At 52.6% G+C, this 23,472-nt stretch carries 24 protein-coding genes; 9 read left to right on the top strand and 15 right to left on the bottom strand.

All coding sequences use genetic code 11. The features are described from left to right. Window positions 1–2 precede the first annotated feature (2 nt). Together clpS and ACYJL1_RS10670 are read right to left on the bottom strand one after the other, a co-directional pair. Window positions 3–356, bottom strand: a complete 354-nt coding sequence (gene clpS, locus ACYJL1_RS10675) for an ATP-dependent Clp protease adapter ClpS (protein WP_460895391.1) — start codon at window positions 354–356, stop codon at window positions 3–5. A gap of 195 nt (window positions 357–551) precedes the next feature. Continuing rightward, window positions 552–884, bottom strand: a complete 333-nt coding sequence (locus tag ACYJL1_RS10670) for a phasin family protein (protein WP_460895390.1) — start codon at window positions 882–884, stop codon at window positions 552–554. 284 nt (window positions 885–1,168) lie between these two features. Here ACYJL1_RS10670 and ACYJL1_RS10665 point away from each other — a divergent pair, with 284 nt between their 5' ends. Beyond that, window positions 1,169–2,503 carry an SPOR domain-containing protein gene (locus ACYJL1_RS10665; RefSeq protein ID WP_460895389.1) on the top strand — a complete coding sequence of 445 codons (1,335 nt, stop codon included), beginning with the start codon at window positions 1,169–1,171 and terminating at the stop codon, window positions 2,501–2,503. Window positions 2,504–2,554: 51 nt separating this feature from the next. Continuing rightward, on the top strand, window positions 2,555–2,824 hold the full coding sequence (locus ACYJL1_RS10660) for a hypothetical protein (protein WP_460895388.1): 270 nt from the start codon (window positions 2,555–2,557) through the stop codon (window positions 2,822–2,824). A 224-nt stretch (window positions 2,825–3,048) separates the two neighbouring features. Here the strand turns inward: ACYJL1_RS10660 and ACYJL1_RS10655 are convergent, their stop codons facing one another. Further along, complete coding sequence (locus tag ACYJL1_RS10655; RefSeq protein WP_460895387.1) at window positions 3,049–3,486, bottom strand: DUF1489 family protein; 438 nt, start codon at window positions 3,484–3,486, stop codon at window positions 3,049–3,051. Between the two features lie 72 nt (window positions 3,487–3,558). After that, window positions 3,559–4,959, bottom strand: a complete 1,401-nt coding sequence (locus ACYJL1_RS10650) for an L-serine ammonia-lyase (RefSeq protein ID WP_460895386.1) — start codon at window positions 4,957–4,959, stop codon at window positions 3,559–3,561. A gap of 220 nt (window positions 4,960–5,179) precedes the next feature. Between ACYJL1_RS10650 and ACYJL1_RS10645 the strand changes: the two genes are divergently transcribed. Next, window positions 5,180–5,881 (top strand): DUF599 domain-containing protein, encoded by a 702-nt coding sequence (locus tag ACYJL1_RS10645; RefSeq protein WP_460895385.1) that lies wholly within the window; start codon window positions 5,180–5,182, stop codon window positions 5,879–5,881. On the opposite strand, the gene ACYJL1_RS10640 is transcribed toward ACYJL1_RS10645, so the two are convergent. After that, on the bottom strand, window positions 5,876–7,075 hold the full coding sequence (locus ACYJL1_RS10640) for an MFS transporter (RefSeq protein WP_460895384.1): 1,200 nt from the start codon (window positions 7,073–7,075) through the stop codon (window positions 5,876–5,878). The genes ACYJL1_RS10645 and ACYJL1_RS10640 overlap by 6 nt on opposite strands. 196 nt (window positions 7,076–7,271) lie before the next feature. Here ACYJL1_RS10640 and ACYJL1_RS10635 point away from each other — a divergent pair, with 196 nt between their 5' ends. Next, window positions 7,272–8,237 (top strand): heparan-alpha-glucosaminide N-acetyltransferase, encoded by a 966-nt coding sequence (locus ACYJL1_RS10635; protein ID WP_460895383.1) that lies wholly within the window; start codon window positions 7,272–7,274, stop codon window positions 8,235–8,237. A gap of 4 nt (window positions 8,238–8,241) precedes the next feature. Here ACYJL1_RS10635 and ACYJL1_RS10630 read toward each other — a convergent pair whose 3' ends face one another. The 6 genes from ACYJL1_RS10630 to ACYJL1_RS10605 form a co-directional block, all read right to left on the bottom strand. Beyond that, the gene (locus tag ACYJL1_RS10630; protein WP_040856683.1) at window positions 8,242–8,628 is read right to left on the bottom strand and encodes a MerR family transcriptional regulator; all 387 of its coding nucleotides are present in this window, start codon (window positions 8,626–8,628) and stop codon (window positions 8,242–8,244) included. A gap of 113 nt (window positions 8,629–8,741) precedes the next feature. Then, complete coding sequence (gene mgtE, locus ACYJL1_RS10625; RefSeq protein ID WP_460895382.1) at window positions 8,742–10,154, bottom strand: magnesium transporter; 1,413 nt, start codon at window positions 10,152–10,154, stop codon at window positions 8,742–8,744. 36 nt (window positions 10,155–10,190) lie between these two features. Next, window positions 10,191–11,639 carry an aldehyde dehydrogenase family protein gene (locus tag ACYJL1_RS10620; protein ID WP_460895381.1) on the bottom strand — a complete coding sequence of 483 codons (1,449 nt, stop codon included), beginning with the start codon at window positions 11,637–11,639 and terminating at the stop codon, window positions 10,191–10,193. Window positions 11,640–11,789: 150 nt separating this feature from the next. Then, window positions 11,790–12,386 (bottom strand): anthranilate synthase component II, encoded by a 597-nt coding sequence (locus ACYJL1_RS10615; protein ID WP_460895380.1) that lies wholly within the window; start codon window positions 12,384–12,386, stop codon window positions 11,790–11,792. Beyond that, complete coding sequence (gene pabB, locus ACYJL1_RS10610; RefSeq protein ID WP_460895379.1) at window positions 12,383–13,777, bottom strand: aminodeoxychorismate synthase component I; 1,395 nt, start codon at window positions 13,775–13,777, stop codon at window positions 12,383–12,385. Before pabB ends, ACYJL1_RS10615 begins: the two co-directional genes overlap by 4 nt. Before the next feature lie 195 nt (window positions 13,778–13,972). Further along, entirely contained in the window at window positions 13,973–14,395 is a 423-nt protein-coding gene (locus ACYJL1_RS10605) for an Lrp/AsnC family transcriptional regulator (protein WP_122084299.1), read from the bottom strand. A gap of 133 nt (window positions 14,396–14,528) precedes the next feature. Here ACYJL1_RS10605 and rocF point away from each other — a divergent pair, with 133 nt between their 5' ends. Then, window positions 14,529–15,515: an arginase gene (rocF, locus tag ACYJL1_RS10600; protein ID WP_460895378.1), complete on the top strand. Its 987-nt coding sequence runs from the start codon at window positions 14,529–14,531 to the stop codon at window positions 15,513–15,515. 24 nt (window positions 15,516–15,539) lie between these two features. Beyond that, entirely contained in the window at window positions 15,540–16,748 is a 1,209-nt protein-coding gene (rocD, locus tag ACYJL1_RS10595) for an ornithine--oxo-acid transaminase (protein WP_460898008.1), read from the top strand. Window positions 16,749–16,793: 45 nt separating this feature from the next. Here rocD and ACYJL1_RS10590 read toward each other — a convergent pair whose 3' ends face one another. Beyond that, complete coding sequence (locus ACYJL1_RS10590) at window positions 16,794–17,432, bottom strand: LysE family translocator (protein WP_460895377.1); 639 nt, start codon at window positions 17,430–17,432, stop codon at window positions 16,794–16,796. Window positions 17,433–17,854: 422 nt separating this feature from the next. On the opposite strand from ACYJL1_RS10590, the gene ACYJL1_RS10585 reads away from it, so the two are divergent. Continuing rightward, a complete protein-coding gene (locus ACYJL1_RS10585; protein WP_460895376.1) occupies window positions 17,855–18,889 on the top strand; it encodes an LLM class flavin-dependent oxidoreductase in 1,035 nt (344 codons plus the stop codon). Here ACYJL1_RS10585 and murI read toward each other — a convergent pair. Genes murI through ACYJL1_RS10570 form a run of 3 tightly spaced genes read right to left on the bottom strand, consistent with a single transcriptional unit; the run spans window position 18,886 to window position 20,834 of the window. Further along, complete coding sequence (murI, locus tag ACYJL1_RS10580; protein WP_460895375.1) at window positions 18,886–19,689, bottom strand: glutamate racemase; 804 nt, start codon at window positions 19,687–19,689, stop codon at window positions 18,886–18,888. The two genes, ACYJL1_RS10585 and murI, sit on opposite strands and share 4 nt — an antisense overlap. Continuing rightward, complete coding sequence (locus ACYJL1_RS10575; protein WP_460895374.1) at window positions 19,682–20,548, bottom strand: RNA methyltransferase; 867 nt, start codon at window positions 20,546–20,548, stop codon at window positions 19,682–19,684. The genes murI and ACYJL1_RS10575 overlap by 8 nt, the downstream gene beginning before the upstream one ends. Beyond that, window positions 20,535–20,834, bottom strand: a complete 300-nt coding sequence (locus ACYJL1_RS10570; protein WP_460895373.1) for a hypothetical protein — start codon at window positions 20,832–20,834, stop codon at window positions 20,535–20,537. The genes ACYJL1_RS10575 and ACYJL1_RS10570 overlap by 14 nt, the downstream gene beginning before the upstream one ends. Between ACYJL1_RS10570 and ACYJL1_RS10565 the strand changes: the two genes are divergently transcribed. Both ACYJL1_RS10565 and ACYJL1_RS10560 read left to right on the top strand, forming a co-directional pair. Beyond that, window positions 20,833–22,047 (top strand): NADP-dependent isocitrate dehydrogenase, encoded by a 1,215-nt coding sequence (locus tag ACYJL1_RS10565; protein ID WP_460895372.1) that lies wholly within the window; start codon window positions 20,833–20,835, stop codon window positions 22,045–22,047. The genes ACYJL1_RS10570 and ACYJL1_RS10565 overlap by 2 nt on opposite strands. Window positions 22,048–22,204: 157 nt before the next feature. Further along, window positions 22,205–23,425 carry an aminotransferase-like domain-containing protein gene (locus ACYJL1_RS10560; RefSeq protein ID WP_460895371.1) on the top strand — a complete coding sequence of 407 codons (1,221 nt, stop codon included), beginning with the start codon at window positions 22,205–22,207 and terminating at the stop codon, window positions 23,423–23,425. Window positions 23,426–23,472 lie beyond the last annotated feature (47 nt).

Here is a 23,472-nt window from a genome sequence, read left to right as displayed (position 1 = left end):
CCTCACTTTTTCTCCATCACGCATTGCAGCGGATGTTGGTTTTGCCGCGCATAGTCCATGACTTGGGTCATCTTGGACTCCGCAACCTCATAGGTAAAGACACCGCACTCACCGACTCCATGATTATGCACATGAAGCATGATTCTGGTGGCGTCTTCTTTGTTCTTCTGGAAAAAACGCTCCAGAACATGAATGACGAACTCCATGGGGGTGTAGTCGTCATTGAGAATCAACACACGGTAGAGACTTGGCTTTTTCAGCTTTGGTTTTGTGCGGGTAATAACAGCCGTGCCCCGACCGGGACCGTTGCCATTGCCTTTGTCCTCATCCTGCATTCTGGGTGAAAACCTATTCATGTTTTTGCTGCCTGCATTCTGATCGCCATGTGTCGCTCTGTACATTCTATGTAGGTCGCGATGAGCTAATTTTAAGCCCTATCCTGAAGCTTGCAATATCAAGTTACACTTGGCAAAGGCGATTTGCTGCTTCAAGGATAAAAAAAGCCCGCTTGCAGCGCAAGCAGGCACCAAATCAACCGTGTGCGAGCATGTTCATTTTCGCACTTTTACCAGCACGGCCTCATAAGGCTTCACAGCTTCTTTGGCGATATCTGCATAAAGCTCGCCAAATTTGGCAGCCTGCGCCACAAATGCTTCATAGGCGTTCTTCGAAAAAGCGCTGTGCGTGTGGAATGCCTGCTCAACTGAGCGGATTGACGCCAGCTTTTGAACCAGCACCGAGCTGTCTTCGAGTGATTTCCTCGAATAATCGGCAGCTTCACCCGCAATCGCCTGCAATCCTTCGTTCACGGCAGAAACACTGGCCATACTATTGCCCAGAAATTCCTTGCTTCTCTCGTTCAGCGCGCTGAGTGACGTGACCATAATTGAGACCTTTCAAATGAACTTTTGTTGGTGGTAAGGAATTAGTGTGCACTGCACAAAAAGTCAAATTCAAGGAAGGCTCGATTTTAACCTTAAAAATTAATCAAAATCGACAGAAAAACGTGAACCTTCCGGTTACCATAAAGGGTTTGGTAACGCTGATGCAGCTAAAGTCTGCCTATCCGTTCTGATGCTTTTGATCGTCAGTAAATTTCGACGCATATACCGAGCAGGTGTTGATTGTGCTTTACCCGGCCCGCCAGAGTTCAAGATTAATTACAAAAATGGCTTACGCCTTGCTCGCAGTAGCAATTGTATCCGGGTTAAGTTTGGGCAGCGCCACACAGGCCGCAGCGCAAAGCAAGGCTGCCGCAATTGTCGTTGACGCCAATACCGGCAAAACACTCTATTCGTCTAATGCCGATGCAAAGCGCTATCCGGCTTCGCTGACCAAGATGATGACGCTCTACATGCTTTTTGATGCCATGGCCGCAGGCAAGGTTTCGAAATCCACGCCCATCTCTGTCTCAGCTCATGCCGCATCCCAGCCACCCACAAAGATTGGCTTCAAGCCTGGGCAATCGATCAGCGTAGAAGCTGCAATTCTTTCTCTCATCACAAAATCGGCCAATGACGTTGCCTCGGCCGTCGGTGAGCATCTTGGTGGCTCAGAACAGCGTTTTGCGGTGATGATGACCAACAAGGCACGCCAGCTCGGCATGCGCAATACGCAATTTCGCAATGCGAGCGGCTTGCCCGATGGGCAACAATATTCGACAGCGCGTGATCTTTCAGTTCTCGGCATAGCCCTGCGTGAGCATTTTCCGCAATATTACAGCTATTTCTCAACCCGCAGCTTCAGCTATCGTGGCCGCCGCATCGTGGGTCATAATCGTCTCCTCGGCAAGGTGGAAGGCGTTGATGGCATCAAGACCGGCTATACCCGCATGTCAGGTTTCAATCTCACATCCTCCGTCATTAAAGATGGCAAGAAGCTCGTCGCCGTTGTTATGGGTGGATCAAGCGGCAGATCACGTGATGCGCAGATGGAAAAGCTGATTGCACAATATCTTCCTGCCGCATCGCGCCGTGATGGTGGCAATCTGATCGCGTCGCGCAAGAACAGCCAGATCAGCGTGGCGGCGATTGAACTGCCTGAGAATGACAATGTACCCGTGCCGGTCCGGCGCGAAGTTGCTGTCGTTCAGACGGAATCGGAAGAAATTGTCACTGCCTATGCAGCCCCTACCCCAGCCAGTTCTCCCGCAGCGCAGATTCTGCGCCTGCCAACGCCAACGCCCAAAGAGGAAGTGGGTGAAGGTGATTTGTCTGAAGTTGATCCGGTAACGACTGCTTCCGCATCGCCAGGCGGCTGGATGGTGCAGATCGGCTCCACCGGCAGCCCACAGGACGCAAAGGCTCTGCTTTCCAAGGCCATTTCACAGGTCGGCGCTCCTGTCGCAAGCCTGTCGCCCTATACGGAAGTATTCCAGAAGGGTTCCACCACCTATCATCGTGCGCGGTTCGCCGGCATCTCCTCTGCCAAGGCTGCAAACAGCGCCTGCGCCGCCCTGAAACGTCAAAGCTTCAATTGCTTTGCAATAGCACCGCGGCTGTAAGGCTATTTGATTGAAGAAAGCCCAGATTGTTCAGCGTAAAGGGTTCAGCTCATGTCGAGTATCATAGAACAAGATAGCCTATTCGGGTTTGCATCCAAGCCCGCCAAGCCTCGACTGGCTGGCATTGGAGCGTTGCAGCAAGCGGCTCTTCGCCTTGCGGATTTGCGCCGCGGCAACAGCGCCTTTAAAACCATGGATCTCGTCAATGTATTGTTGTGCCAGGCCGCACGCACTCGCCGCGCGGCCCTGCCGCCAGTCCGCCTGCGTTTGCGTTCTGAATGCCGTAATGGCCTGACCGCAGTTCGGCTGCGTCTGTACTGATAAAGTACCCAGCCAACGCGCTGTGTTTATAAGGGTGACAACGATGTTGTGCGCCCTTCGAGAAGCTCAGGATGAGGGAGGTGGGTTGATTGCAGGGCGCCAACTCTTGCAACGCTAGCAAGTTGTCGCTGCAACCCACAAAACTTCCCTCATGGTGAGCTTCCTGAGCTTGTCGAAGGGCGAACCACGCACTAAATCAATGCAATCAGGGTGACGCTAATTTACTAAAGTAGTCCCAGTGAGGCCAGCTCGTTTCGCAGCTCCGGTGGCAACTTGGCACGACCGGACTTGCCTTGCCCCTCATCCAACGGTGCGTCTTCGCTGGTGAGATAGCGCCAGCCCTGAAATGCCCGCCTCGGCTGCCATTCGGTTACGATAATGCGCGGCTCCAACACAAGATTGCAGCGGGAAATTCCCTCATCATCGGTAAAAGTCCGAAGATCGGTCAGACGCTGGCGGCACTGAATATTGCCCTTGATAACCCAATAGAGCGAGCCACCATCCAGAAGCTCTTCTGCACGCTTTGGCACCATGCGGGTGGTATGAAACTGCTCGGCAGGCAGACCTGCGCGGCGGCGCTCATCCAGCCGAAAATCGATCCACGCGGCCAGATCTTCGATTGCCGCACAGCCGACACAGAGTTTTACAAGATTAAGAGCCATGGGCTAGCTTTTTACGCTTCAGGATTGCGCGGTCAACCTGAAGTAGAGTTTCTTCCACAGTGGCGGTCCGACTCAACATTCCACGACGTTGACAGCCAATCCACCAAGACTGGTTTCCTTGTAGCGCTCATTCATATCCATGCCCGTCTGACGCATGGTTTCGATACAGGCATCCAGCGGGACAAAATGCGTTCCGTCACCCTTTACGGCCAATGAAGCAGCCGTGACCGCTTTCACCGCGCCGAGTGCATTACGCTCAATGCAGGGCACCTGCACCAGTCCGGCGACAGGATCACATGTCATGCCCAAATGGTGCTCAAGGGCAATCTCTGCGGCATTCTCGATTTGCTCCGGCGTGCCGCCAAGTACGGCTGCAAGACCGGCTGCGGCCATGGCCGATGCAGACCCCACCTCACCCTGGCACCCAACCTCTGCGCCGGAGATCGAAGCATTGGTTTTGACGATGCCGCCTATGGCTGCCGAGGTCAGCAGGAAATCACGTATACCATCTTGGTCTGCATCCTCGTGGAAATGCAAATAATAACGCAGTACCGCCGGAACGACGCCTGCGGCTCCATTTGTCGGGGCAGTCACAACACGGCCACCAGCAGCATTCTCCTCATTGACCGCCATCGCATAGACAGACAGCCAATCATTGGCGAGCAGAGGATTGATGCGGTTCTGTCGCCACTCTTCCTGAAGGCGATCGTGCAGGTGGCGCGCGCGGCGCTTGACCTTGAGGCCGCCCGGCATAATGCCTTCCTGCTCAAGGCCGCGATCAATGCACGAACGCATGGCCGACCAGATGCGGTCAAGACCCGCGTTTAAATCGGCGCGGCTCATAAACATTTCTTCATTGCGCCGCTTCATTTCAGCGATGGAAAGACCACTTTCCTTTGCCATGCTCATCATCTGTGCCGCATTCTTGAAGGGAAACGGCACCGAATGATCCGCTTTGGGCGCTGTACGCGTCTTGGCTGATTCCAATTCTTCTTCGGTCACAACGAAGCCGCCGCCGATCGAGTAGAAAATCCGACGCAGCAATAACCTGTCATCGACATCATAGGCCTCGAAAGCCATGCCGTTGGCATGCCCGGGCAACGCAGTGCGACGATCCATGATGAGATCCACTGCCGGATCGAAGCGGTATTCGGGATGACCTTCCGGCGCAAGAGTCTTGGTCTGCTTCACTTTTTCAAGCAGGGCATCCATCTCATTCGGATCGACAGTTGCTGGCAGAAGCCCGCAAAGTCCAAGAATTACCGCCCGATCCGTGGCATGTCCAATGCCTGTAAAAGCCAAAGACCCATGCAAATGCACCCGTAGCCTGTGGACCTTTACCCCGGTAGGACGAGGCCACTGGCCATTCTTCACTTCATCAAGAAATTGTCCACCGGCAGTCATGGGCCCCATCGTATGGGAACTCGAAGGACCAATGCCGATTTTATACAGATCGAAAACCGACAGGAACATTAAGTAACCTCAAAAGGTGGAACTCGGAATATTTGATAATGGCTGGTTGGCAGGGAAAGGCGCAGCCAGCCACCGACCTAGCCTTGCATTTATACGACATAGGGTGTGTGGGACGAAAGTCCAAGAGCTATTTAAGTGAGCGATTGTTGACACGAAACGGAACTGCCCGAATAAAGGTCGGGTAATTCTGCATTTTGCATTCTCGGAGACGAACCCGAATATGTCCTATTGGCTCGATGTTTTGGCGCTGCTGTATTTTTTTGCCGTCTGGGCGCTTTATTCGCACACCACAGCCAATGGCTTTGGCAGTAGAAAATCGCTGACATCTGAGATGAACCACGCACGAGGCCAATGGATGGCGACCATGGCAACTCGCGAATTGCGCATGATCGACACCAGCATCATGATCGGCCTGCAACAAGGCACGGGTTTCTTTGCCTCAACTTCTATTCTGGCAATCGGTGGCTGTTTCGGCCTTCTCAATTCTTCGGGCCGGGTTCTGACCCTGTTTCACGAATTGCCGTTCATCAGCGAAACAACGCAGCAACTGTTTGAGACAAAGATTCTCGGTCTGCTCATTCTGTTCGCTTATGCATTTTTTAAATTTGCATGGTCATATCGGCTCTTCAACTACTGCTCCATATTGATCGGCAGTGTGCCTATGGCCCGCGATAGAGGTCCTGATGATCCTCAGGTCGTCGCAGGCATCAACCGCGCCACCGGAATCAATATACAGGCCGGGCAGCACTTCAACAGCGGCCTTCGCGGCATATTCTTTTCCATAGGTTATTTGGGTTGGTTTCTTCACCCTGCGCTTTTCATGGTCACCACAACGCTTGTTGCTTTCGTGCTTTTACGCAGACAGTTCTTTTCAAAGGCGCGGGATGTTCTCATCCGCAACGCACAGGCCGCTGGCCTATAGGCGGCGGGGCAAATATCGCCAGACGAATATCGCTGTGAACACCATCAAAGCCGCCAATGCGATGAAGATCGCTCCGAAGCTGAAGAATGTCAGGATGACCGAATAAAAGAAGGCAGGCAGTATCTCTGAAAAATCGAGATAGGTCCGATAGACAGCGGTCATTTGAGCTCGTTCATGCGGGTGGACAGCGCGAATGAATGTAGCCGAGGCCAATGTATCAAGCGCAACGCAGAAAAATGATCCGGAGAGCAGCATAAGCGCTGCAATCATCGGAAAACTTTCACCAGCAACACCAGCGCCGATCAGCGCAACGGCCAGCAGGATAAACACGCCGGATATGGTTCGCGTCAATCCCTTTGCCATTCCAACCTTCCCCCATAGGATTGATCCGAGAAGAAACAGATTGCCCAAGGAGACCAGCAACCCGCCAGCAAGCGAGCCCTGCCCCGTCGCCACCATAAGGATTGGGCCGTAGACGAAGAAGGTGCTCCAATAGCAGGAGCGGGAAAAAGCAATGAGCCATGCCAGGCGCAACCGAGGCTGCACGATGAAACGGCGCACATTGGCAATCGGATTTGCCGGACGACTGGGGCCTTTTTGCAAGGCCGGATTGTCACTGAGCCGGAAATACCAGAATAGCGTCAGCAAAAGAATCGAAAAACCGATCGATACCAGAAATGGAGCGACCATCCCGATACGTGTGTAAAGAAAAACACCCAAAAATGGCCCGGCGGTCCACGCAAGTGTCGCCGTAGCCATACGCACGGACTCTGCCCGGACAAGTTCGCCTTTCTTGATATGGTCCATAATGTAAAGGCTGAGCGTTATCGAAAGCGTCCCGGCCCCGAAAGTGCGAAGAAACAGCCCTATCGCCTGTCCCGATATTGTATCGAGGGCAAATGCAACGCATCCCAGCATCAAGGAAACCGAACCGGCAGTATACACCCACCGCCTTGGAATACGCACGATGAGCAGCGGGATCGATAAGGTTGAAATAAGCCCGAGCAAGGACATGCATGTATAGAGAACGCTGACGCTGCGTTCACTTTGCAAAAGATCATAGGTCTGGATCGGAACCACACTGGTGATGATCGCACGGGCCATCGATTCGATACCGAACAGAATCGCAAACACCCGCGCTGTCGGACGCTTGGCCGTGTTGATCCAGATGGGATAGCGAACCTGATTGATCACGATAGGACTTTGAGGCTTGATTCGAACGTTGCGGAAAGCATCGGACGAGAATCTATTGGTAGCAGTCAATTTGGCGACATGACATGCAACTTTTGATGGAATTTTTACAATCTGTCATGAGATCGCTGAATCCACATGGATTTTGAGCATTATCTCCAATAGCTTGCAGCAAACTATAGAGATGAGATTCCATCAGATGAGCCAGAACGCTGTTTCAAGTCCTCCGGTCAAAGCGCGTCTCGGCAAACTAGACGTGTTGCGCGGCATCGCCCTTATTGCAATGGCCACCTATCATACCGGGTGGGATTTCGAGTTTTTCGGCTATCTGGAGCCCGGCACGACCGGGCATGGCGCATGGAAGTTCTATGCCCGCTGCATTGCAGCGACATTTCTCGTGCTTGTCGGCTTCAGTCTCGTGCTGGCCCATAGTCGCGGGATTCGCTGGCGCCCCTTTGGTATGCGGCTTGCGCAGATTGTTGCTGCGGCGCTGGCAATCACCATTGCAACCTATCAGTTCACGCCAGACAGCTTTGTATTCTTCGGCATTTTGCATCAAATCGCAGTTGCCAGCCTTCTAGGCCTGCTCTTTTTGCGCTTACCTGCACTCATCATTGCAATTGCTGCTGCCGGAGTCGTTGCCGCGCCTCATTTTCTGGCTTCATCAACCTTTGATGCCCCATGGCTCTGGCCATTGGGGCTTTCAGAGATTGCAATCCGCACCAACGATTTTGTACCGATATTCCCTTGGTTCGGAGCGGTATTGGCGGGAATGGCTCTTGCCAAGACATTCCAGCATTTCAACTTGTTGAAGTTATTTGCGGGCAGCATCAAACCCGCTTGGCTGGACGCAGGGTTGCGGTTCATCGGCAGACATAGCCTTGCCTTCTATCTGATCCACCAGCCCGTCCTTATCGGCTGCGTCTACGTGATTTCGCAGATTTTTCCGCCATCCCTGCCCGCCAGCCGCTATGCAAGTGAATGCGTGCAGAGTTGCCAAGTGACCTATGACAAGGCTCTGTGTGAAAACTTTTGTGGATGTGTCGTGGGCAGATTTCAGGCAGACGGATTATTCGCCGATGCTTTATCGGGGAAACGAAACCCGCAAACCGATCCTCAAATGCAGGAAATCCAGCAGATTTGTCTCAACGACACCGGTCAGTGAAACTTCAGGTATTTACGCCGAGTTCCGCCAGCCGCTCAATGCAACCTTCCTCGACCTGATCGAGTTCCGCCAGCGTTTCTTCAATATCGCGACGTTTCTGGCGCAGCTCACCGCGTTTTTCTTCGACGCGCTTCATCATCAGATGAATTTGACCAAGCTCGCCGGGCGGCGCCTTGTACATCTGGATGATTTCCTGAATCTCGGAGATCGAGAATCCCAGTCGCTTGCCGCGAAGAATTTGCTTGAGCAAATGCCGGTCGGAAGGGCGGAACAAACGTGTGCGTCCGCGACGCACGGGATGGATCAGGCCTTCATCTTCGTAAAAGCGCAATGTTCGGGTCGAAACACCGAATTCCCGTGTCAATTCAGTGATTGAATAATATTCGCGGATGGCAGACACAGATCATATTCTCTCTTTAACCGATTAAATGTTGTGGTCACGAATTTACGTAAAAGTCAATTGAACGATTGTACTCGGTTGAAAACTTTGGTGCATAACGCCCGTCACTTGAAGCCAAACCACCATGTCGCCAGTCCCAGAAACGATGAAAACCCAACCACATCCGTGATCATTGTCACGAACACAGCCGAGGCAATTGCCGGGTCCGCACCCAATCGGTGCAGGAGCAGAGGAATGAGAATTCCGCCAAGAGCGGCGGCGAGCATATTGATGACCATTGCCGAAGCGATGATACCGCCAAGATTAACGCTGCTGAACCAGAACGCCGCGACCAGTCCTATCAACACCGCAAAAATCACGCCATTGATCAGCCCCACGGATGCTTCGCGTCGTATGATGCGGCCAGCATTATAGATATCCATGTCACGCGTCGCCAGCGCACGCACCGTAACGGTCATGGTCTGCGTGCCCGCATTGCCACCCATGGAAGCAACGATTGGCATCAAAACCGCCAGTGCCACCATCTGCTGGATGGTCCCGTCAAACAGACCGATGACAGATGCCGACAGGAATGCCGTGAAAAGATTGACGACGAGCCAGGGCGTGCGCGAGCGCGAGGTTGAAAGGACCGAATCGGAAAGCTCTTCGTCGCCAACGCCGCCAAGCCGCAGAATGTCTTCCTCAGCCTCTTCCTGGATAACGTCAACAATGTTCTCAATTGTCAAAACACCCACAAGGCGCTCGTTCTCGTCCACCACGGCCGCAGACAACAGATCATATTGCTCGAATATCTGCGCGGCTTCTTCCTGATCCATCGTTGCCGGGATCGCGTACCGCGTCTCGTGCATGATATCTTCGATCTTTGTATCGCGGCGCGTGCGTAAGATGCGATCCAGATCAATGGCACCAAGCAGCCGGAACAAGGGATCAATGACAAATATCTGCGAGAAAGATTCCGGCAGATCGTCATTCTCACGCATGTAGTCGATCGTCTGCCCCACCGTCCAGAAAGGCGGCACGGCCACAAACTCGGTCTGCATGCGGCGGCCAGCCGTCTCTTCCGGATAACCCAGCGAACGGCGCAGGCGCACGCGCTCCGTAAAGGGTAGCTGCGCTAGAATCTCGTCGCGGTCTTCCTGATCGAGATCTTCGAGAATGTAGACCGCATCGTCAGAATCCAGATCCTGCACCGCCTCGGCGATCTGCCGGTTCGGCATTGCATCGACGATTTCGAGGCGGACAGCCTCGTCTACCTCGGTCAGCGATGCAAAGTCGAACTCATCCCCAAGCAGCTCAACCAGCGCACGCCGCTGTTCTGACTGCAAGGCTTCAAGCACATGACCCAGCTCGGATTGATGCAGCTTGCCAACATGCGAACGCAGAAACAGCACATCACGATCGGCGATAGCCGCACCAACGCGAGCCAGATAAGACGAGCGCACAGCGCCGTCTTCGCCATAGATGTCCACGTCCTCAACCTCGGACGCGGCATTGCTCAAGCGTTCTGTTTCATCCATTCTGTCCGCACCCGTCTGGTTGGTATCAATCGTGGTTCAGGCAGTGCTGTCTTCCCAACCGCTGATGGCCTTGACCTCGAGAAAGTCTTCAAGGCCCCAATGACCGCCTTCGCGGCCAATGCCTGACTGCTTGTAGCCACCGAAAGGTGCATCTGCGGCGTGACTCGCGCCATTGATGCGGACCATGCCTGCACGCAGCTGTTTTGAGACACGCTTGATGCGCTCAACATTACCGGACTGGACATAAGCGGCAAGGCCATAGGGCGTGTCGTTGGCGATCTCGACAGCTTCCTCTTCCGTATCGAAAGGGATCATCGCCAGGACCGGACCAAAGATTTCTTCGCGCGCAATGGTCATCTCATTGTTCACGTCTGCAAAAACCGTAGGGCGAACATAATAGCCGCGGTTGAAGCCTTCCGGACGTCCGGTTCCGCCCGCAATCAGCCGCGCGCCTTCCTTGATGCCCTGCTCTATCAAGCCCTGCACCTTGTTGAACTGAAGCTCGGATACCAACGGCCCCATGTGATCCCCCTCTTGCGAAGGATCGCCAACCTTGGTGGCTTTGGCTGTAGCTGCCGCAACTTCTGTCGCCTTGTCATAGACGGAGCGTTCGACGAGCATGCGTGTCGGCGCATTGCAGGACTGTCCGGTATTGTTGAAAACATGTGAAACGCCGCGCTTTACAGCAGCTTCCACATCCGTGTCAGCGAAAACAATGTTTGGCGACTTGCCGCCAAGCTCCAGCGAAACCCGCTTGACTGTATCGGCGGCCGCTTTCGTCACTGCAATGCCGGCACGCGTGGAACCGGTGAACGACATCATATCGATACCCGGATGACGTGACATGGCCTCGCCGACAGTCGGTCCATCGCCATTGACGAGGTTGAAAACACCCGCAGGCAAATCAGAAGCATCAATGATTTCCGCAAAGAGCATGGAGGACATTGGTGCGATTTCTGACGGCTTCAGAATGACCGTACAGCCCGCAGCGATGGCAGGAACGACCTTCAGCACCACCTGATTCATTGGCCAGTTCCAGGGCGTAATCAGCCCGCAGACACCAACTGCCTCATAGGCAATGCGTACACTCTTGTTATGCGCGTCGAGCGGACGTTCAAATTCGAAAGCTTTCAGGGCGCGTTGAAATGCCTTGAGGTGCCCCATTCCGGAAGCCGCCTGTTCCTCAAGCGCCATTGTCATGGGAGCGCCCATCTCGGACGATATCGCCTTGGCCATATCGGACAGGCGCGACTCGTAAACAGCGATCAGGCGCTCCAGCCAAGCCAGGCGTTCTTCGCGGGTGCTGACACTCCATGTCGCGAATGCCTTGCGGGCTGCGGTAACGGCCTTGTCCACATCAGCGGCAGAACCCAGCGAGATCGTCGCAAATGCCTGCTCGTCGGCCGGGTTGATTACTTCAAGCTCTTTGGCGACAATCGGAGCTATCCATTTTCCATCAATATAGAAATCGGTCTTGCGAAGCATGATTTGTCTCCTGCTGATTTGCCTTAGAAAAGGCGACTGTAATAAGACCACCCATAATCGGTGAATGTCATATTGTGTGTGTAGCGAGGATAGGCGAAACGGCCAACAGGAATATCGAACAAAGAGGAGAAAATTGCGGCGCCCGCCGATTTATACCTTTATTTGTTCACGATTGAATTGTCGTGCAAGCCGCAGGAAATTCCCAAGCATGGCATGGCCGTACTCCGTTAAAACGGATTCGGGATGGAACTGAACGCCGTGCGTTGGCTGAGTTGCATGGGCCAGCCCCATGATTTCGCCCGAAGCTGATCGCGCATTAATCAATAGTGGTCCCTCCTGCCTTTCATCCTCTACGATCAACGAATGGTAACGCCCTGCTTTGAAGGGACTCGGCAGGCCTTTGAAAACGCCCGTACCATCATGATGGATCGCTGATGAACGACCGTGCATGGGCTCGCGCGCCCGCACAACCCGCGCCCCGAACACTTCGCCAATACATTGGTGGCCAAGGCATATGCCGAGAATGGGAATTTCGCCGCTCAACTGCTCGACAATTGCCATGGATTGCCCGGCCTCGTGCGGTCCGCAAGGACCTGGCGATAGAATAATGGCTTCTGGAGCCAATTGCCTCACCGCTTCGACCGATATGATATCGTTGCGAACGACTTTCGTGATCGCGCCAAGTTCAGTGAAATAGCGCGCAACAGTAAAGACAAATGAGTCGTAATTATCGACGATCAGAATCATGGCGCGTCGTCTTCGAAAACGCTGAAGATGCGCGCTGCTTTATCAAGGGTTTCCTGATATTCGGCAGCCGGATCGGACAAAGCTGTTATCCCGCCGCCAGCCTGAAAAACAGCTTTTCCACCCTGAAACAGCACAGTTCTAATCCCGATATTGCTGTCGCAATTGCCGTTAAACCCCATATAACCCATCGCTCCGCAATAAATGCCCCGCGCCTGCTGCTCGATCTCGGTAATGATCTCCATCGCCCGCAGCTTTGGAGCCCCGGTTATCGACCCTCCGGGGAATGATGCGGCAAACAGATCCACCAAGGATTTGTCTTTGGCCAGTTCGCCGGTCACTACCGACACCAGATGATGAACGCTGGCGTAGGTCTCCAGACCGCAAAGCACCGGCGTCAACACTGAATGCGGACGGCAGACACGCGACAGATCATTGCGCATCAGGTCAACAATCATCAGGTTCTCGGCACGATCCTTTTCAGAACCAAGCAACATGTCGGCAAACCGTTTATCCTCCAGCGGATCGGAAGAACGGGGCATTGTGCCTTTGATCGGTCTTGTCTCGACATGTTTCCCTTTTACAGACAGAAACCGCTCTGGCGAACTAGATGCGATGATGATTTCACCATGATCAAGAAACGCCGCAAATGTAGCTGCATTTCTGCGACGCAATTGCTTGTAAAATTGCCACGGTTCGTAGTTCTCAGGGAGTTTCGCGCTGAAACACTGCGCTATATTCGCCTGAAAGATATCGCCGTCCAGAATATACTCCACAACCTGGCCGACCGCCTGCATATAGTGTTCGCGGTCAAAATTGGAGTTCCAAGCCGCCCGTGGGATTGCTGCCGCCTGCTCCGCTGCTTCGATTTTTGATGCGGTGAGCCAGTTTAAAAACAATCCTGCACGTTCTTCGCTGCGTTTGGCGCGTCCAGTTTCTTCCAGTTCCGGAAATCCGGTTGAAATCAGCCAGACCTTTTGCTCCATATGGTCAAACGCCAGCACGACATCATAAAAATTCCATGCCGCATCCGGCATTACCCCCTGTTCTGGCATTTCAGGCTCTGGCAATTGTTCAAGCAAGCGCCCGAATTCATAGGAGAAATAGCCTATTGCGCCGCCCTGAAACGGCGGCAATCCGGGTTGTTCTTCGGTACGGTATAATTCCAGATAGTGTGAAATAGCGTCCGGAACAGTCCTGTTCACCGGCTCATCATTCCATTTTACACTGCCATTATCGGCAACAAGCCGACCAAAGGGATCAGCTGTCACATAGGAATACCGCCCAAGCGTGTCGTGACGCATGGCGCTGTCGAGAAAGCTCAAACATCCAAGCGCACGCAGGCGTTCGGCAGCATCGACAGGCTCCAGCCATAGAATTTCACAAATATGCAAATGGCTCTCCTGTGCGCTGCAAATGCCTGTTGCTGCAATGATATTATGCGTGGTTCGACAAGCTCACCATGAGGAATGTGAATGATTGCAAAATCTAATTCCATACAATGGCGGAGTTTATAATACAGCTTACCAACCTGCCTCATGGTGAGCTTGTCGAACCACGCACAAGTCATCTGTAGTTATGACAATCCGTCAACTCTTACGCGTCGAAAGAAGAATACTTGTCTCCGTTGAAGTGATTCCGTCAATGTGACGAATATCACGCAGCGTTTTGTCAAAGGCTTCAAGAGTCTCCACCTCAATCTCTGCAACAATATCCCAACGCCCATTGGTTGTATGCATGGCGCGTATTTCCGGGAAACCTTGAAGGCGGCGAATAACCTTTTCGCCGCCCTGCCCGGCTACTTCGATCATGGCGATGGCGCGCACGCCATATACACCAGCACCAGCTTTCAAGGTGATAGTGAAGCCCTGAATAGTGCCATCATTGGTCATCTTGTCGATGCGCGTGCGGACAGTGGCGCGCGATATGCCCAGGATCGTCGCCATCGACGAAACCGGCAGGCGGCAATCATCTCTCATTAGTGACAAGAGCCTGCGATCAACATCGTCCATATCTTCTCAAACCGATCAAAAGCATTGAACAAACTGCACATTATATTGCGCATTTCTATCAAGATGCTGGCTTTTTGTCACCACCAAAAAATGCAACCATCAAGCAGTTCAAATTTCTTAAACGGCGACATTGATGAATATGCATGGCAAATTTGAAGACACTCAAAAACAGAACCTGACCATTATCGGCGCGCCAATCGAAGAAGGCGCAGGTCAACCCGGCGCGCTGATGGGGCCGGCGGCACTTCGCACAGCAGGACTTGTGCGTACGCTCGAAGAGCTTGGCCATGTCGCAAAAGATCGGGGCGATCTGCGTCTGCCAGAGACATTGCCTATTGTTCCCCCGGTTAACGGTCTCGCCCATTATATTGAAGAAATTGCCGCGTGGTCGCGTATGCTGGCGGTCGAAACCTATGACGCGATGAAATCCGGTTCTTTTCCGATCATCCTTGGTGGTGATCACAGTCTTTCCATGGGTTCAATCGGCGGCATTGCACGCTATTGCGAAGAGCAGAACCGCGAGCTTTTTGTGCTCTGGCTTGATGCGCATTCTGATTTCAATACACCAGCCACATCTCCTTCCGGAAACATGCATGGCATGCCCTTGGCACTTTTGTGTCGCGAGCCCGGCCTGGAAGGTGTTTTCAATGATGAGCCTCATGGCTTCGTCAAACCCGAAAATCTTCACCTCTTTGGTATCCGCTCAATTGATAGCACCGAGCGCGTGCTTCTGCGCGAACGGGGCATTGACGTCATCGATATGCGCCAGATCGATGAATTTGGAGTTGCCCCGCTTTTGCGCCGCATTCTCGAACGCGTGCAAAAAGCCAATGGCGTTCTTCATGTCAGCTTCGATGTCGATTTCATTGACCCCTCAATTGCACCCGGAGTCGGCACCACAGTTCCCGGCGGTGCGACCTATCGTGAAGCGCATCTGGTTATGGAAATGCTCCATGATTCCGGGGTTGTCTGTTCGCTTGATGTTGTTGAGCTGAACCCCTTTCTGGACGAGCGGGGCAAGAGTGCTTTGTTGCTCGTCGATCTTGTGGCCAGTCTTTTTGGCCGCTCTGTTTTCGGAAAACCAAATCGCGTTGATCAGGGCATAACCATCAACGTTTGAATACCGCAATAGGAGGATATTTTGCTGCACACAGCCGCCGATCTCATTTCCACCGAATCCCGCCTTGGGGCCCACAACTATAAACCCCTCGATGTGGTGCTGGAGCGCGGTGAAGGCGTGTATGTCTGGGATATTGACGGCAATCGCTATCTCGATTGCCTTTCCGCCTATTCCGCAGTCAATCAAGGGCATTGCCATCCGAAAATTCTGAAGGCGATGACCGAGCAGGCCAGCAAGCTGACATTGACTTCCCGCGCATTCCGCAATGATCAACTTGCTTTGTTTTATGAAGAACTGGCTGCATTGACCGGCTCCCATAAAATCCTGCCCATGAACAGCGGCGCGGAAGCTGTCGAAACAGCAATCAAAGCCGTGCGCAAATGGGGCTATGAGGTAAAAGGCGTTCCTGAAAACAGTGCGGAAATCATCGTCTGTTCAGACAATTTTCATGGCCGGACGATGGGAATTGTCGGCTTCAGTACCGACCCTTCGGCACGCGAGAATTTCGGGCCATTCGCTCCAGGCTTCAAAGTGGTTCCATTTGGCGATATTGATGCCTTCAGCGCTGCTTTGACTCCCAATACCGTGGCTTTCCTTGTCGAACCCATCCAGGGCGAAGCTGGCGTTATTATCCCGCCTAAAGGCTATTTCACTAAGGTGCGCGAGCTTTGCACCAGTAATAATATCACGTTGATCCTTGATGAAATCCAGACAGGTCTTGGTCGTACCGGCGCTCTGCTGGCCGAGGAACATGAAGGCATTGAGGCCGACGTGACCTTGATCGGCAAGGCGCTTTCCGGTGGTTTCTATCCGGTTTCTGCTGTTCTTTCCAATACTGATGTCCTCGGCGTCCTGAAGCCCGGTCAGCATGGCAGCACCTTTGGCGGAAACCCGCTTGCCTGCGCCATTGCCAGAGCCGCGCTGCGCGTTCTCACGGAAGAAGGCATGATCGAGAACTCCCGCATTCAGGGTCAATATTTCCTTGAACAGTTAAAAGGCATTCGCAGCAATATCGTGCGCGAAGTACGTGGCCGCGGGCTAATGCTGGCTGTTGAACTGCATCCTGAAGCCGGTGGCGCGAACCGTTTTTGCTATGAACTGAAAGAGCGTGGCATTCTCGCCAAGGATACCCATGGCGACACAATCCGCATTGCACCGCCCTTGGTCATCACACGGGATCAGGTCAATTGGGCGCTCGAGCAATTCGATGAAGTGCTGACAAGGCTGAACTAAGACAAAGTTCAAACTGCTTTGTGCGAGAAATTGCACAGAGCAGTCTTAGATTGCTGGGCGGTAGGTCGCCAGCTTTAGCCCAAAACCGATGAAAACAACGCCTGTCACTCCTTTGAGCCACCGCTGGAAATTTCCTTGCCGTGTGAAGGCTGTCAGCTTTGAAAACAGAAATACAATTGAACCAAACCATACAATATTAATCATCGAATGCAGAAAGACGAGCAGAAGTGCCGATGCAACGGGATGAGCATTTAGCGGTATGAATTGCGGGAAAACTGCAAGATAGAACATCGATACTTTGGGGTTCAGACCATTCGTCAGCAGCCCTTCCAGGAAGGCTTTCATAAGCGTGCGTTGACGCTTTGCAGGCGCGATCTTAGGTGCAGTTTCGACACCTTTGAAGGCAGCCATGAGGGCTTTGATTCCGATCCAGCACAAATAGGCCACACCAATATATTTGACGATCATAAAGGCCGTCGCAGATTTCATGACGATGATGGAAATACCCAGAATTGACAGGGCGCCATGTATGTAAAATGCCGTAAAGAACCCCGCAATATTGGCGAACCCGGCAGCACGACCGGAAGTCGGCACTGTCTTGGCGATCAACATGCCGTTGGGTCCCGGTGAGGTGACCAAAAGCGTTGCGGTGATCATGAATGCAAATATTACCGACCAGCTCATATGGATCGCAATCCTTTTGCTTGTGCATCACACCAGCAGAGTGCACGCGATTGAAATGGTTTCCCGGGCACCATCGGCATGATCTTTTTCTCTTATCTGGCAAAAGATCGCTGATGAGTCATCGTGAAACTTGTCACGGTGGCATGTTTGAACGGCATTCCAGTCAAAATTCACGCTGCACCTGCAATTTGAAGTGACTTTTCTGCTGATGCTTCCATTTATGCAAAATACACCTGCAAAACCCTCGAAAATTGCGGAAGAAATGCAATCGAGACGGGTAAATTGCGTGTAGCGATTAGTGGTGTCTAGCCGTGTGCGTGAGCGGTATCCTTTTGGTGCCTCGGACACTGAGATGTGCGTTCTTCACAATACGGATTGCCGAGCCTACCTAACGCACAGTTCGAAAAACGAAGAGCACAATCATGGAACTTGGCATTTATACATTTGCAGGCATGAGCCCCGACCCTACAACGGGCGTTGCAATTGATGCTCATCAACGAATGCAGAATCTTCTTGAAGAGATGGAACTGGCGGATCAGGTGGGGCTGGATGTATTTGGCATCGGAGAGCACCATCGCCCGGACTTCGTGATCTCCACGCCCGCCGTCGCGCTTGCAGCCGGCGCTGCGCGTACGAAGAACATTCGCCTCACCAGCGCCGTTACAGTTCTCAGTTCAGAAGATCCAGTGCGGGTGTTTCAGGAATACGCCACGCTTGATCTGATCTCATCAGGCCGTGCTGAAATCATGGCTGGACGTGGCTCTTTCATCGAGTCTTTCCCGCTATTTGGTTACGATCTTCGTGATTATGATCAGCTTTTCACGGAAAAGCTCGATCTTTTGCTAAAATTGCGCGAGAGCACTCATGTGACGTGGCACGGTAAATTGCGGGCACCATTGGAGAATCTCGCTGTATATCCCCGACCAGTCCAAAATCCTCTGCCCGTATGGATTGCCGTCGGTGGAACGCCGGAATCCGTTATCAGAGCCGGCACGCTGGGACTGCCACTTGCCGTCGCGATTATCGGTGGAGAACCGCATCGCTTTGCTCCCTTGGTTGAACTTTATCGGGAGGCCGGAGCCAAAGCCGGGCATTCCCCGGAGACACTCAAAGTCAGCATTAATTCACACGGCTATATCACTGATACTTCACAAGAAGCTTCTGACGGATACTGGCCGTCTTACGAAGTCGTCATGAATAAAATCGGCCGCGAACGTGGCTGGCCACCAAGCAATCGGGCACACTACGAAGCCGGACGAACCTCTCGGGGTGCCCTCTTGGTCGGCTCTCCGCAGGAAATTATCGACAAGATTATGCTGCAACATACCTATTTTAAGCATGATCGCTTCATGTTGCAGATCGATCTTGGAAGTTTGCCGCATGAGAACACGCTAAAAGCAATTGAGCTTTATGGCACAAAGGTTGCGCCAGTCATCCGTAAAGAGCTTGGCGCCTAAATCGTATTCAATCCAAAGCCTTGCAACAAGCGCCGCGTTGGAAAATCCGCTTTGCCAGAGGTGAACACGGCGATATCGTCGCCATGCTCCGGCTCTACGCCATCAACATTGGGCGTAAGCAACGACAAAGCGCGCCTGGCAATAGCCTCGGCTGGATCAAGCCAATCCACAGGCCAAGGAGCAAGGCGTCGGAATACATTGACCAATAGCGGATAGTGGGTACAGGCCAGCACCACGATATCCGTGCGCTTGCCATCCTTTTCGTAGAAGCACGGCATAATTTCATCCAGCAGTGCTGCATCATCAAGCTTATCGCCACGCATGTGCATTTCGGCCATACGGGCGAGCGTTTGACTTCCTACAAGCCGTACATGGCATTTTGTGGCAAAAGACTGAATGAGATCGCGCGTATAGGCACGTTTTACCGTCCCCGGCGTGGCCAGTACGCTAATCAGACCTGAAGACGTCCGTTCAGCCGCTGGTTTTATCGCGGGAACGGTGCCCACAAACGGCACTGCCGGAAATGCCTTGCGCAAGTCGTCAAGCACGAGTGTCGATGCCGTGTTGCAGGGAATGATAACTATTTCAGGGTCATAGGTTTTGATGAAACCATCGAACAAACCAATTATGCGCTGCTTCAGCGCCTCCTCTTCCCAATCGCCGTAAGGAAAACCGGCATCATCAGCGATATAAACAAAGCGGCGATCCGGAATGAGCACCCTGGCCTCGCGCAAGACCGTAAGGCCGCCAATACCGCTGTCAAAAGCAATAATGGGCCTGTCGCCTGTCACATTATTCATCGCTTGATGAATCCTTGTCCGAGGGTTGAGGTTCATTGTCTGATGGCACAGGCTTTTCGCGCTTGCGTCCTTCGGGTGCCCCCGAACCACGCGGAGTCTTTGGACTAAAATAATCGAGGGAAACAACAACGCCGCGCAACAGTCGTAACTCGGATTCAGAAAAACCCGCCCTTGTTAGCACTCCGCGCAGATTATTGACCATGATTTCTTTACGCGCCATCGGACGGAAATAGCCACGAGCTTGAAGTGCATCTTCAAGATGGTTGAAAAACCCCTGTAACTGCTCTTTGGGAGCAGGCTCCAGCTCCGGACCACGAAAAGCGGTATCGGTTTCTTTTGCGAGACCGGACTTCATCCACTCATAGGACATGAGGAGCACTGCCTGCGCGATGTTCAACGAAGAAAAAGCCGGATTGACGGGAAATGTCACAAGCTCATCAGCGAGGCTGATTTCGTCATTGTTAAGGCCGAAACGTTCGCGTCCAAACAGAATTCCGGTTTTTTCATTATTGTTGAAGCGCTGCCGTAATATCTGTCCCGCTTCAACAGGACCGCGCACCTGTTTGAAAGCGTCACGTTCGCGGGCCGTGGTCGCATAAACAAAATGCAAATCCTTGATAGCCGAAGGCAAATCATCAAAAACCTTCGTATTATCAATAATATGGTCGGCACGGCTTGCAGCTGAGCGCGCCTTTTCGTTTGGAAAAGTCTCGCGCGGCTTGACCAATCTCAACTCCGCCAGACCAAAATTTGCCATGGCACGCGCCACCATGCCGATATTTTCCGGCAATTGCGGTTCCACCAGAATAATTGCCGGGCCTTCCGCAATGAGGGTGCGCTGTCTGTCAGTTCCGGCCATTTTCAATCCTTGCTTTGATTGCGCCGTCATAGCCCGCGGTTTTTTCGCGCAAAACCCCAAAAATCTTATTTTGATTACCGGACAAGCATTTTGCGTCATTAAAATTGTTGTTGCGCCCTTCACGCCTCAAAAAGGAAGCGTAGCGCGTTAATGCAGTCAAACTGTTTGCGCGAAACCATGTGCGAGCATCTTTGCGTATCTGTTTTCCAATGCTATAGGGGCGCGAACCCTCAATCAAACCAAAGCTGGCATCCCAAATCCGGCATAAAAGAGGCCCAATATTCATGGCAAAGATCAAGGTTGCAAATCCGGTTGTCGAGCTCGACGGCGATGAGATGACCCGCATCATCTGGCAATATATCAAGGAAAAACTGATCCATCCTTACCTTGATATCGATTTGAAATATTATGATCTGGGTATGGAACACCGCGATGCGACTGACGATCAGGTAACGATCGACGCTGCAAACGCTATCAAGCAATATGGTGTTGGCGTAAAGTGCGCTACCATTACTCCCGACGAGCAGCGCGTTGAAGAATTTGGCCTGAAGAAGATGTGGAAGTCGCCCAACGGCACCATCCGCAATATTCTCGGCGGCGTCATTTTCCGCGAGCCTATCATTGCCAAGAACGTTCCTCGCCTGGTTCCAGGCTGGACGCAGCCTATCATTGTTGGCCGTCACGCATTCGGCGATCAGTACCGCGCGACAGATTTCAAATTCCCCGGCAAGGGCAAGCTATCGATCAAATTTGTTGGCGAAGATGGCCAGACTATTGAGCATGATGTCTATGACGCGCCAAGTGCTGGCGTTGCAATGGCCATGTACAATCTTGACGACTCCATTCGCGACTTTGCCCGCGCATCTTTGAACTACGCGTATAATCGCGGCGTCCCTTGCTATCTATCGACCAAGAATACGATTCTCAAAGCCTATGATGGCCGCTTCAAAGACATTTTCCAGGAAATCTTCGATACAGAGTTCAAGGACAAATTTGCTGAAAAGAAGATCAGCTATGAGCATCGCTTGATTGATGACATGGTTGCTTCGGCTCTGAAATGGTCGGGCGGATATGTATGGGCGTGCAAGAACTATGATGGCGACGTTCAGTCTGACATCGTAGCGCAGGGCTTTGGTTCGCTCGGTCTGATGACTTCCGTTTTGATGACTCCAGATGGTCAAACGGTCGAAGCAGAAGCTGCTCACGGCACAGTGACACGCCACTATCGCCAGCACCAGAAGGGCCAGGAAACGTCGACAAACTCCATTGCGTCGATTTTTGCTTGGACACGTGGCCTTGCACATCGCGCCAAGCTTGACAACAACGCGGAGCTTGATCGATTTGCCAATACGCTTGAAAAGGTCTGCGTGGACACCGTTGAATCAGGATTCATGACCAAGGATTTGGCGCTTTTGATCGGTCCAGATCAGCCTTGGCTGTCAACAACAGGTTTCCTCGACAAGATCAGCGAAAACCTCACAAAAGCAATGGCTGCCTGATAGCGCCAGTTAATCACATGGAAGCCTCCGCCAATAATTGGTGGAGGCTTTTTGTCTAATGAGCCGCCTTCCTCATCAAAACCGAATAAATATACGACAGCATTGTTGACATATTGTCGGTTTTGCAGTCGAGTGCCCGCAGAATGTGGAGGACGAAATGGGCGGTCGCAACGACAGGTATTCAACGCGCATGGATAATATGCGTGCTTCCGAAGTCCGCGAATTGCTCAAACTCCTTGATCAGCCTGGCATTATCTCTTTTGCAGGCGGCATACCTGATCCAGCACTGTTTCCAAAAGATGCGATACAGGAAGCTTACAATGCGATCCTGAGTGAAAACGCCGGTGCAGCGCTTCAATATTCTGTCAGCGAAGGCTATAGGCCACTGCGTGAATGGCTTGTTGATCACATGGCATCACTCGGTGTCGAATGCACGATAGAAAATATTATCATCACCACAGGCTCACAGCAGGCGCTCGACTATCTAGGCAAGCTGTTTATTTCGCCAGGCGACACGATACTTACCACCTGGCCCACCTATCTGGGAGCGCTTCAAGCGTTCAACGCATATGAACCGCACTATGATCGGCTGACACCAGAGGGCGGCACTACAACGCCAGCCGCTTACAAGAAAAGTGCGGAGAAAGTTGGCGGTCAGGTAAAACTTGCTTATCTCACAGCCGATTTTTCCAATCCGACCGGTGAAACAATCGCGCGTAGCGAGCGGGTGAAGCTTATTGAACTGGCTCATGAGCTCGACATTCCGCTCATTGAAGACGCTGCTTATCGATCACTGCGGTTCGACGGGGAGAATGCCCCGTCAATGCTTGCTCTCGATATTGAACGTCAGGGAAACATTAATAAAACACGTGTCATTTACTCGGGCAGCTTTTCAAAAACCTTAACGCCCGGCCTGCGTGTGGGCTGGGTTTGTGCGGCAAAACCCATCATCTCCAAGCTCGTCCTGATAAAACAAGCCGCAGACCTTCATAGCCCGACAATCAACCAGATGGTGATTCATCATGTGGCAGAACGGCATTTTGACCAACAGGTCGACAAAGCCCGTGACAGCTACAGACAGCGACGGGATCACATGTTGGGGGCCCTGCAACGCCATATGCCTGACGGCGTTAGCTGGACAAAACCGGAAGGCGGGATGTTCGTCTGGATGACCCTGCCTGAACACATCGATGGCGCTGAGCTTCTGGCCAAGTCGATAAAAGAGATACAGGTCGCGTTCGTACCCGGATCTGCATTCCATGCTGATGGCAGCAGCAAGAACACCATCCGGCTGAATTATTCTCTGCCAGATGCCCAAGCTATCGAGACAGGCATGGCCCGCCTCGGAAAGCTCATCAAGAGCCAATTGGTTGTCTAATGAGCGTAATTTTAGATTAGACAAATCTGGCTGGCGGGCGTGTCCAT

This window comes from Phyllobacterium sp. K27, from assembly GCF_054796155.1.
This window is presented reverse-complemented; position numbering and strand designations above follow the sequence as displayed.